This is a genomic window from Coleofasciculus sp. FACHB-1120, assembly GCF_014698845.1.
In the GTDB taxonomy this organism is placed as follows: Bacteria; Cyanobacteriota; Cyanobacteriia; order Cyanobacteriales; family FACHB-T130; genus FACHB-T130.
In genome coordinates, this window is sequence record NZ_JACJTV010000015.1 from 121,560 (window position 1) to 131,327 (window position 9,768).

Below are 9,768 nucleotides of genomic sequence, written 5' to 3' on the forward strand. Positions count from 1 at the left end.
AAGAAACCTGGAGTTTCTATTTATACTTCATTTTTTTATAACTTTTAACGAAGATTAACAATAATGAACAGCGATAAACTTCCTCCTGGCAGGATGGGATTGCCAGTGCTTGGCGAAACACTTGCGTTTGTGTTCGACCCCAAATTTATCAAAAAGCGCTATCAGCAATATGGCTCTATCTTTAAGAGCCATGTTATTGGCAAACCTACAGTTTTTATGGTTGGACCGGAGGCAGCGGAATTCGTCCTCTCTAGCCACATGGATTGTTTTTCGTGGCGTGAGGGATGGCCTGACAATTTTAAAATGCTGCTGGGCGAATCACTGTTTGTGCAAGATGGCGAGGAGCATCGTAGAAATCGCCGCCTGATGATGCCAGCTTTGCATGGCGCAGCGTTAGGAAACTACGTCGCCACAATGGAGTCAATTACGCAAAGCTATCTCCAAAAATGGCAGCAAAAACAGGAATTTACCTGGTTTGATGAGTTCAAACAGCTAACGTTTGATATCGCTAGCCAATTGTTGCTGGGTACCAATCCGGGGGCGGAAGGTGTTCGGTTGAGCCAGTTGTTTACAAGACTAACAAATGGGCTGTTTGCCATCAATCCGCTGCCTTTACCGTTTACGCAGTTTGGGAAAGCGATCGCGGCTCGTAACGAAATCTTAGAACATTTGAGCAAAGTGGTGCGCGATCGCCAGCAACATCCGACTAAAGACGTTCTCAGCCTTTTATTACAAGCTAAGGATGAAGACGGTAACGGCATGAGCGAAAAGGAAATCCGCGCCCAAGCAATGCTGTTACTCTTCGCTGGGCATGAAACGACTACTTCAATGCTGACTTGGTTGTGCCTGGAGTTAGCCCGTCACCCAGAGGTGCTGCAACGCGCCAGGGAAGAACAGCAGCAGCTTGCGTCTAGGGGAGGGGTGAATTTAGAACAATTGGGGCAAATGCCCTATCTAGATCAAATTCTCTGCGAGATTGAACGACTGCATCAGCCCGTCGGGGGTGGTTTTCGCGGTGTCGTCAAACCCTTTGAATTTAATGGCTTTCAGGTTCCAGTTGGGTGGCAGGTGGTGTACTCGATTATCGGGACTCACCAACTCGCAACGGTTTATCCCGAACCAGAGCGTTTCGATCCAGACCGCTTTAGCCCCCAACGGCAAGAACACAAGCAGCGTCCCTTTAGTTTAATTGGTTTCGGTGGTGGGCCACGAATTTGTATTGGAATCGCATTTGCGAAAATGGAGATGAAAATTGTAGCTGCCCACTTACTACGCGGTTATCAGTGGGAACTATTACCGAATCAACGCTTAGATTCAGTAGAAGTTCCTACCAGCCACCCAAGAGATAAGCTGCGGGTTCGGTTTCAACCGTTGCAAGTGCTATGTGAAACATAGGTGTGACGCGATCGCACTTGTTCTGGAAAGCGATAACATCACGATTGAGGAACCAAAGGCTATAGAAGAACAAACGTCGCAAAAAGCGTTTTCCTCTGATAGTGCTATGTCTAATCCCATTCAAACAGCGATCGCTTCTTCTATCAATGAGTGGCTGCAAGCTCACCCCTCAGTCTTGCGGCTACTTCAGGTATTCATCTGGGCGACGAATCACCCAGTTGTTAGCTTAGTTATTTTGGTGTTCGTGGTAGCGATCGCTGGGAGCTTAATCAAAGCTGTCGGTCGCTTAATTGAAACAACTAGCTTATCAATATTGAAAGCTCCTTTTAAGCTAATTCAGCTCTTATTTGGAGTTAGTTTTCAATCAATTTCCAAGTTTGGAGGCTTAGCTTTCAAACAGTTAACGGGTACTAAGAACGCTGAAATCCCAGCTTTACCAGATTCTAATTCTCAGCCAATTGAGCCAGATAAACAGCAACGACTGGCAGAAATTGCTTCTAGGCTAGAAGCGATTCAAAAAGAGCAGAACGAGCTGTTACAAGAAGTGGCAACAATCCTCGGTTCTGACAAAGTTGATATAGAAGTTTGAAATAATAGAAAGCGCAACGATACGCTCTCTCTTCCTTTGCGTACCTTTGTAATTCCCTTAGCGTACCTCTGCGTAAAAAAAAACTGCCTCGACTAGGAGACAGCTTTTTAAACAACTGGGCAGGCAAGATGCCCACCCAGAGCGAGAATTAGTAGTCGAAGTCGCCGCCCATACCAGCGCCAGCGCCAGCAGGAGCGCCATCTTTTGGCTCAGGCTTGTCAACCACGATGCACTCGGTTGTCAGCACCATACCAGCGATAGAAGCGGCATTTTGCAGAGCGGAACGAGTTACCTTGGCGGGGTCAACGATACCAGCTTCAAACATATCGACGAACTCATTCGTCGCGGCGTTGTAGCCAACATTGAAGTCCTTCTCTTTGACGCGCTCAGCAATGACAGCGCCATTCTGACCGGCGTTCTCAGCAATCCGCTTCAGAGGAGCAGCCAAAGCACGAGAAACAATCATCGCACCTGTCAACTCTTCATTCTTCAAGTTGGCAGTTGCCCACTCTTCCAACTGAGGAGTCAGGTGAGCCAAAGTTGTGCCACCGCCAGGAACGATACCTTCTTCCACAGCAGCTTTAGTAGCGTTGATGGCATCTTCCAGACGCAGCTTGCGGTCTTTCATTTCGGTTTCGGTAGCCGCGCCCACTTTGACGACGGCGACGCCACCAGCCAGCTTAGCTAGACGCTCTTGCAGCTTCTCGCGGTCGTAGGAAGAATCGGTTTCGTCCATTTGACGGCGGATTTGCTCACAACGAGACTTCACAGCAGCTTCATTACCTTCAGCGACAATTGTGGTGTTGTCCTTGGTGATGTTGATGCGGCGAGCTTTGCCCAGCATTTCTAACCGGGTGCTTTCCAGCTTCAGACCAGCATCTTCAGTGATCAGCTGACCGCCGGTGAGAACAGCAATGTCTTCCAGCATTGCTTTGCGGCGATCGCCAAAACCAGGAGCCTTAACAGCAGCCACATTCAGCACACCCCGCAGGCGGTTAACCACCAGGGTTGCCAGCGCTTCTTTCTCGATGTCCTCAGCGATAATGATCAGAGGACGACCAGCACGAGCGACTTGCTCTAGAACGGGCACTAAGTCTTGGACAAGCGTGATTTTCTTGTCAGTCAGCAGGATGAAAGGCTCTTCTAGAACTGCTTCCATCCGCTCCATGTCGGTAGCGAAGTAGGGAGAGATGTAGCCTTTGTCAAAGCGCATCCCTTCGGTGATTTCTAGTTCGGTGGTCATGGATTTCCCTTCTTCCAAGGAAATAACGCCTTCCTTGCCCACCTTGTCCATCGCTTCGGCGATCATCCGACCAACTTCTTCGTCGTTACCAGCAGAGATGGTTCCAACTTGAGCGATCGCTTTGGAATCTTCTACTTGTTTGGCGTGTTCTGCAATTCTTTCCACCAGGAAGCCAGTGGCTTTGTCAATCCCACGCTTCAGGGAAATTGCGTTTGCACCCGCAGCAACGTTTCTCAAGCCCTCTTTTACAATTGCGTGAGCGAGAACGGTTGCAGTCGTGGTGCCATCACCAGCAGCATCATTGGTCTTAGAGGCGGCTTGACGAATTAAAGCCACACCTGTGTTTTCAACGTGATCTTCTAATTCAATTTCTTTGGCAATGGTGACACCATCATTCACGATTTGTGGTGCGCCAAACTTCTTCTCTAGTACCACGTTGCGGCCTTTAGGGCCGAGAGTGACAGCCACTGCTTCAGCTAGGATGTCCATCCCTTTTTCCAGGGCGCGACGAGCGTTTTCGTTGTAAATAATGCGCTTAGCCATAGTTCCTCAGTTGTTTTGAGTTTTGAGTTTTGAGTTTTGAAGGAGTGTTGAGCGTTGAGTTTTGAGTGTTGAGTTAAGCAGATGTGTTTAACCGGGAACTCTCAACTCAGAACTCATAACTTTATGAAACGACTGCTAAAATGTCCTTCTCTGAAAGCAGAACATACTCTTCTGTGCCGAGTTTGATGTCTGTGCCAGCGTACTTGGAGTAGAGAACCTTGTCGCCCACAGAGACTTCCAACTCAACACGAGTGCCTTTGTCATCGCGCTTGCCAGGTCCCACAGCGACGACTTCCCCTACTTGGGGCTTTTCTTTGGCATTATCAGGAAGAAGAATTCCACCAGCGGTTTTCTCTTCAGCAGCGCTCACTTTTACAAAAACGCGATCGCCTAGTGGCTTAACAGTGGATACGCTTAGAGATACAGCTGCCATACAAACTTCGCTCCTATTACAGGTTTGACTCAAGACACACGATTAATTTGTTGAGAATTAGCACTCTCAACCTCTGAGTGCTAATTTAGCCCAACCAGTGTGCGATCGCAACAAAATTCTTTGTACGGGTTCCCGAACTTGTCCGGTTGCCGCAAAAGTCACGTAGAAATACTCAAGACAAAGGATGGTTAAATCCATTGGGATGGCATAGCGCGATCGCACTCAATCTGCTAAAAAAAATTGGAGCCGCTAAAATCTCCTAAAAACGGGACATCTCGCTTCTTCCAAGGAAATCAAATAAATAATGACTGAAAACACAGTGGCTGAGCCTAGCCCTGAAATTCCGGAAACTTGCCAAGCACCAGACCCAGATGCTCTCTCCGCTTGTGTGCAGGCCTTGGGACTCAATCAAATTCAGCGCCACGTCTTCATCTGTGCCGATCCAACCCTACCTCAGTGCTGCTCTAAGGAAACCAGCTTAGAATCTTGGAATTACTTGAAAAAGCGACTTAAAGAGCTAAAACTAGACAAGCCTTCCGACAAAAGCCCTCTTTGCATTTTCCGCACCAAAGCAAACTGTCTGCGAGTTTGCTCCCAAGGTCCAATTCTCGTTGTTTACCCAGATGGTGTTTGGTATCGTGGAGCGACTCCTGAAATCATTGAGCGGATTATCCAAGAACATCTGATAGGTAACAAAATTGTTCAAGAATATACTTTCTTAGTTCATCCACTACCAAAACCCTATACAGTAACATAGTGGCTACGTTATATTCTTCCGTGTACCTACTAGATATCTGTCGTTGTGACTCATGTCAGTGACTATAATTTCTAAGAAGAGATTATAGTAATTGCCTAGACTTCGTAGGCATCGGTGCAGCAGGGTGCTGAAAAGAACGTAAGCTATACGTGCAAATCGGTTTAATTTTTTACAATTCCAGGCTTGGCGAGTGGCACAGCATGAAAGACACCAGCATAAGAGATAACAAACGACTGTTGCTGATTGATGACGACCCCAACCTGATTTTGTTGGTCAAGGACTACCTGGAATTTCGGGGGTACGAAGTAATCACCGCAGAAAATGGTCGGGAAGCGCTGGAAGTTCTAGAGCATGATATTCCTGACATGATTATTTGTGATGTCATGATGCCAGAGATGGACGGCATTGCCCTCGTGCAGCACGTCAGAGAAGATCCCCGCATCAGCTGGATTCCCGTTCTGTTTCTCTCAGCGAAAGGTCAAAGTCAAGACCGGGTGAAGGGTCTCAATACTGGGGCAGATGTATACATGGTCAAGCCCTTTGAGCCAGAAGAACTGGTGGCGCAAGTGGAATCCTCCCTCAAACAGGCAACCCGCCTAATTCATCATCCAGCCAGAGGAACCGAAGGAGGGTCGAAACTCCAGGTACCCGACACTGTAGAATTAACCCCAACCGAGCTGAAAGTAGTTCAGTTTGTAGCAAGAGGTATGGCAAATAGAGAAATTGCCGAGCAGATGAATGTCTCTCAGCGCACGATTGAAAGCCACGTGTCTAATATGTTAGGTAAAACGAATCTTCATAACCGCACGGAGTTAGCTCGTTGGGCGATTGAGAGTAATATGGCTTAACCATTAAAAATGTAAAAATGCAAAATGAAAAATAGAATTAATTCTATTTTTCATTTTGCATTTTTAAGGCTTTGTTACCACCCATCTTGTTCGCTGTCTGATTTGCCCCAGAGTTCTAAATCCAGTTCATTCAAATACGTTAAGGCGCTTTGAAGTTGGCGAGTCGATCCTGAGAGTTGCAGGTCAAACCAGCCATCGTCTCTGGCGTTGGCTCCCAGTAGGGCACCGGCAATATTGACGGTGACACCGTGGTGAGAAACTAGTCGCGAGATGATTGGCTCTTCCTGGTACTCCTTGGGAATACGGATTCTTACACGCATTTTAGTGGGTCTTTTATCTTCGTGCCCAGTTGTAGATTGGACTGGTTTAGATGTATTTACAGGCAAGTTATTTGTACTGTACATAGCCCTTAATTCCTCCTATTCAACATCTTTAATACGGGTTTTACGCTCTAGAATTTCTTTCAAGACGAGGGTGACTAACGCGAGTGCCCCAAGCAGAACGGCGGCTGAGAAAGAGGCTTGAGTCTGGTATTGCTTATAAGCTTCCTCCACAAACAACGGCAGGGTTTGAGTTTTGCCCGCAATATTGCCAGATACAACCGAGACGGCACCAAACTCGCCCATAACTCTGGCGTTGGTCAAAATGACGCCGTAGAGGAGACCCCAGCGAATATTCGGCAGGGTGACGCGCCAGAAAATTTGCCAGTCATTCGCACCCAACGTTTTAGCCGCTTCTTCTTGATCTGAACCAGCTTCTTCCAAAACGGGAATCACTTCACGGGCAACAAAGGGCATCGTAATAAAGGCACTTGCCAATATCATTGCAGGCGCGGCAAAAATTATTTTTATGTTTGCCGCCTCTAGCAGTGAACCAAACCAACCATTGCGTCCATAGAGCAGCACGATCATCAGTCCAGCGACGACTGGGGATACGGCAAAGGGGATATCTAAAAGGCTGATGAGAAAGGTTCGACCCCGAAATCGATGACGTGCAACTACCCACGCTGCACAGAGTCCAAACACGACATTCAGCGGTACGACAATCAGGGCGATCAAGATAGTCAGCTTTACGGCATGAAGAAAATTGGGTTCCGTTAGATTGTGTATAAAAGGGCCAACTCCTCCCTTAAATGCTTGCACAAAAACATTGATGGCTGGAATGAACAGAATCACAGCCAAGTAAGCGATCGCTACTCCGATCAAAACAACTTTTACCCAGTTTTTTTCCTTCTGGATTGAGGAGACTTGAGGCGTTTTTGAATCTGGATTAAAAGACTTCCCTGCTACATTAGAGTTCATACCGTCGTCCCCACGCTTGTAAAAGATTAATTACGATTAGAACTAACAGCGAAATTATTAATAAGACGGTGCCAATCACCGTTGCTCCTGAATAGTCATACTGTTCCAATCGCTGAATAATCAACACGGATGCGATTAAATCCTTAAAAGGTATATTCGCCGCCACAATTACGATCGAGCCATATTCTCCAACAGCACGGGCAAACCCCAACGCTACACCCGTTAAGATTGCTGGCATTAAAGGTGGCAAAACAACTCGCCAAAAGGTCTGAAATTTAGAAGCTCCCAAAGACCAAGCGGCTTCTTCGATTTCAGGCTCCATTTCTTGCAACACAGGCTGTAAGGTTCGCACGACAAATGGCAAGGAGATAAACACCATCGCAACCCCCACTCCCAAGCGTGTGAATGCCACCTTAATTCCCAAAGGTGCTAGCAGGGAACCAATCCAGCCATTCTCGCTGTAGACCGTTGCCAGTGTCAAACCCGCGACTGAAGTAGGCAGCGCAAAAGGCAAATCAATGGCTGCATCAATCAACCGTTTGAAGGGGAACTCATAGCGAACCAAAACCCAAGCAATTAACACGCCAAACACCCCATTCAGGAGTGCCGCAATCAAGGCTGTGATAAAGGTGACATCGTAGGTCGCAAGAGCAACGGGACTGGTGGCAATTCTCCAAAAATCAATCGGTTTCTCTGTACTTGCTTTCAACAGAAGCGCAGACACGGGCAGGAGGAGCATGATGGTGAGGTACCCCAAGGTAATCCGCCAAGGCCAGGACATACCGCTTATCTGGCGAAATGGGTTTTTCCAAACAGAAGTTTTTTGAGGAGGAGCCGATACAGCCATAGGAAAGTATCCAGAATTATAAGGATGATGAAATTTGGTAATCGTTCTTACTTTTACTTGTGGCTAATTGCTAACGAATCTTAGTCTTTTGTTGGTTGATAATGATGCAATTAGCAATTAACTCTTAGTCAATCTTTATCTGCCGCTAGCTTGAATTTTGTCAAAAATTGCTCCGTCATCAAAAAACTTCTTCTGGATCTCGTCCCAGCCCCCTAAATCTTGAGCGGTGAAGAGAGTTTTAACTAGGGGATACTGCTTCGCGACTTCTTCCCCTACTGTCGGATCAACGGGTCGGAATCCCACCTTGGCAAATTCTCGTTGGGCTTCTGGGGTATATAGAAACTTGACAAACGCTTCTGCAATTTCTCTCGTGCCGTGTTTGTCAACGTTTTTGTCCACAACAGCGACCGGGCTGTCGATGGAGATATTCGTATCGGGCACGACATAAGGAAGTTTCTGACCGTTTTGCCCAGCCAATACTACTTCGTTTTCATAGTTGATTAAAACATCTCCCTGCCCTTGCTTGAAAAAGGCATCACTGGCTTCGCGGGCGTCTCTCGGTAGCACGGGGACATTCTTGTAAACTTTGGTGACTAATTCTTGGGCTTTGGCATCGTCACCGCCGGTTCTGGTCACTGAACCCCATAAACCTAGGAAGTTCCAGCGAGCGCCGCCAGACGTTTTGGGGTTAGCTGTAATGACTTGCACGCCATCTTTGGCTAAGTCTGCCCAGGTTTTAATTCCTTTGGGGTTGCCGTCGCGAGTAACCAGTGCTGCAACAGATTTGGTGACAATTGCACCATTCGGAGCTTCTTTCTCCCAACCGGCTTCAATCAACCCGGCTTTCTCAATCTTCTCGGTATCAAGAGCGAGAGCCAGGTTTACAACGTCTGCCGCTAAACCATCGATTACGGCACGGGTTTGGGAACCAGATCCCCCATAGCTTTGGTTGAAGGTAACGTTTTGGTTGTGTTCCTGTTTCCACTTAGCGGTGAACTGGGGAATAATTTTTTCGTAGGCGGCGCGAGTAACCGCGTAGGAGACGAGGGTTACTTGTGCATCGCCGGTTTTTGCCGTACTACCTGCGGCAGTCGTTGTCGGGGAATTAGAGTTATTGGGGGCGCAAGATGCGATCGCTACACTTAAACTCATCCCCAATAGGAACAGAGACACAAAACCTTTCCGGGAAGTGACCTTCAGCCATCTGGCTGTCTGTTGTTTCCACGGATGAAATGCCTTAAGCCGAGTAATTTGCCACAAACGCATGAACGCCCTCCTTTAATCCCCGGTACATCGGTCGGGATACCGTAATTTTGGGTACGAACATAAATTTTACAGCAACTAAGAACATTTGTGTCTAGTTCCGCGAAATTTCAGCCAGAGGTTTGGTGGAGAGGAAAGCGAGGGCGATCGCGACTCCAGCCCAAATTAGTTTGATGATTTGGCTCATTTTTCTGGGAAAGAATTGAGTATTAATACTGAAAGGGCTGGATATTTAATTCAAAAATTGCTATTGTATACATTGGTTGCTGGTGTAGCTCAGGGGTAGAGCAGCTGATTTGTAATCAGCCGGTCGCAAGTTCAAATCTTGTCACCAGCTTTTTTGTGAGTTTGTGCCTTCTAGCTTCCTTGTGACTTTACCCATAACTTTGCCGTTGCAGCAAAGTTATGGGTAAAGTCATAGTGTTCTGACCCACATTCCGCAGGTTTCAAACCAGTAGGTAGTATTTCTGGCAAGCCGCCCCCAGGAAGCGGAGAATGCGCTGCCGTTCTTCGGTCAAATTGACCACTTGATGGAGGTGGTGCATCTCT

Annotated in this window: 11 protein-coding genes and 1 tRNA gene; 5 read left to right on the forward strand and 7 right to left on the reverse strand. The window is 47.3% G+C overall.

All coding sequences use genetic code 11. The features are described from left to right. Positions 1-63 precede the first annotated feature (63 nt). Positions 64-1,395, forward strand: a complete 1,332-nt coding sequence (locus H6H02_RS15405; protein ID WP_190819228.1) for a cytochrome P450 — start codon at positions 64-66, stop codon at positions 1,393-1,395. Further along, the gene (locus H6H02_RS15410) at positions 1,385-1,984 is read left to right on the forward strand and encodes a hypothetical protein (protein ID WP_190819230.1); all 600 of its coding nucleotides are present in this window, start codon (positions 1,385-1,387) and stop codon (positions 1,982-1,984) included. Before H6H02_RS15405 ends, H6H02_RS15410 begins: the two co-directional genes overlap by 11 nt. A 148-nt stretch (positions 1,985-2,132) precedes the next feature. On the opposite strand, the gene groL is transcribed toward H6H02_RS15410, so the two are convergent. The 3 genes from groL to H6H02_RS15425 all read right to left on the reverse strand — a co-directional run bounded on the left by groL (position 2,133) and on the right by H6H02_RS15425 (position 4,425). Further along, the gene (groL, locus tag H6H02_RS15415; RefSeq protein WP_190819232.1) at positions 2,133-3,770 is read right to left on the reverse strand and encodes a chaperonin GroEL; all 1,638 of its coding nucleotides are present in this window, start codon (positions 3,768-3,770) and stop codon (positions 2,133-2,135) included. Positions 3,771-3,891: 121 nt separating this feature from the next. After that, positions 3,892-4,203, reverse strand: a complete 312-nt coding sequence (gene groES / locus H6H02_RS15420; protein WP_190412813.1) for a co-chaperone GroES — start codon at positions 4,201-4,203, stop codon at positions 3,892-3,894. A gap of 66 nt (positions 4,204-4,269) precedes the next feature. Beyond that, entirely contained in the window at positions 4,270-4,425 is a 156-nt protein-coding gene (locus H6H02_RS15425; RefSeq protein ID WP_190819234.1) for a hypothetical protein, read from the reverse strand. A gap of 82 nt (positions 4,426-4,507) precedes the next feature. Between H6H02_RS15425 and H6H02_RS15430 the strand changes: the two genes are divergently transcribed. Together H6H02_RS15430 and H6H02_RS15435 are read left to right on the forward strand one after the other, a co-directional pair. Continuing rightward, a complete protein-coding gene (locus tag H6H02_RS15430; protein WP_190819236.1) occupies positions 4,508-4,960 on the forward strand; it encodes a ferredoxin in 453 nt (150 codons plus the stop codon). A gap of 200 nt (positions 4,961-5,160) precedes the next feature. Then, on the forward strand, positions 5,161-5,808 hold the full coding sequence (locus H6H02_RS15435) for a response regulator transcription factor (RefSeq protein WP_190412815.1): 648 nt from the start codon (positions 5,161-5,163) through the stop codon (positions 5,806-5,808). A gap of 74 nt (positions 5,809-5,882) precedes the next feature. On the opposite strand, the gene H6H02_RS15440 is transcribed toward H6H02_RS15435, so the two are convergent. The 4 genes from H6H02_RS15440 to H6H02_RS15455 form a co-directional block, all read right to left on the reverse strand. After that, positions 5,883-6,128: an NIL domain-containing protein gene (locus H6H02_RS15440; protein WP_242040728.1), complete on the reverse strand. Its 246-nt coding sequence runs from the start codon at positions 6,126-6,128 to the stop codon at positions 5,883-5,885. Between the two features lie 99 nt (positions 6,129-6,227). Next, entirely contained in the window at positions 6,228-7,109 is an 882-nt protein-coding gene (cysW, locus tag H6H02_RS15445; RefSeq protein WP_190819240.1) for a sulfate ABC transporter permease subunit CysW, read from the reverse strand. Next, positions 7,099-7,956 carry a sulfate ABC transporter permease subunit CysT gene (cysT, locus tag H6H02_RS15450; RefSeq protein ID WP_190819242.1) on the reverse strand — a complete coding sequence of 286 codons (858 nt, stop codon included), beginning with the start codon at positions 7,954-7,956 and terminating at the stop codon, positions 7,099-7,101. Before cysT ends, cysW begins: the two co-directional genes overlap by 11 nt. Before the next feature lie 135 nt (positions 7,957-8,091). Then, positions 8,092-9,222, reverse strand: coding sequence for a sulfate ABC transporter substrate-binding protein (locus tag H6H02_RS15455; RefSeq protein ID WP_190819244.1), 1,131 nt, complete (start codon positions 9,220-9,222; stop codon positions 8,092-8,094). Between the two features lie 262 nt (positions 9,223-9,484). Between H6H02_RS15455 and H6H02_RS15460 the strand changes: the two genes are divergently transcribed. Next, a tRNA-Thr gene (locus H6H02_RS15460) sits at positions 9,485-9,556 on the forward strand. The last annotated feature ends 212 nt before the right edge of the window (positions 9,557-9,768 follow it).

What these genes read in the sequence shown, in the direction of transcription:
- H6H02_RS15435 (WP_190412815.1), top strand. Translation starts at nt 5,161, where the DNA reads ATGAAAGACACCAGCATAAGAGATAACAAACGACTGTTGCTGATTGAT.
- groES (WP_190412813.1), bottom strand. Translation starts at nt 4,203, where the DNA reads ATGGCAGCTGTATCTCTAAGCGTATCCACTGTTAAGCCACTAGGCGAT.
- H6H02_RS15455 (WP_190819244.1), bottom strand. Translation starts at nt 9,222, where the DNA reads ATGCGTTTGTGGCAAATTACTCGGCTTAAGGCATTTCATCCGTGGAAA.
- cysW (WP_190819240.1), bottom strand. Translation starts at nt 7,109, where the DNA reads ATGAACTCTAATGTAGCAGGGAAGTCTTTTAATCCAGATTCAAAAACG.
- H6H02_RS15430 (WP_190819236.1), top strand. Translation starts at nt 4,508, where the DNA reads ATGACTGAAAACACAGTGGCTGAGCCTAGCCCTGAAATTCCGGAAACT.
- H6H02_RS15405 (WP_190819228.1), top strand. Translation starts at nt 64, where the DNA reads ATGAACAGCGATAAACTTCCTCCTGGCAGGATGGGATTGCCAGTGCTT.
- groL (WP_190819232.1), bottom strand. Translation starts at nt 3,770, where the DNA reads ATGGCTAAGCGCATTATTTACAACGAAAACGCTCGTCGCGCCCTGGAA.
- H6H02_RS15440 (WP_242040728.1), bottom strand. Translation starts at nt 6,128, where the DNA reads ATGCGTGTAAGAATCCGTATTCCCAAGGAGTACCAGGAAGAGCCAATC.
- cysT (WP_190819242.1), bottom strand. Translation starts at nt 7,956, where the DNA reads ATGGCTGTATCGGCTCCTCCTCAAAAAACTTCTGTTTGGAAAAACCCA.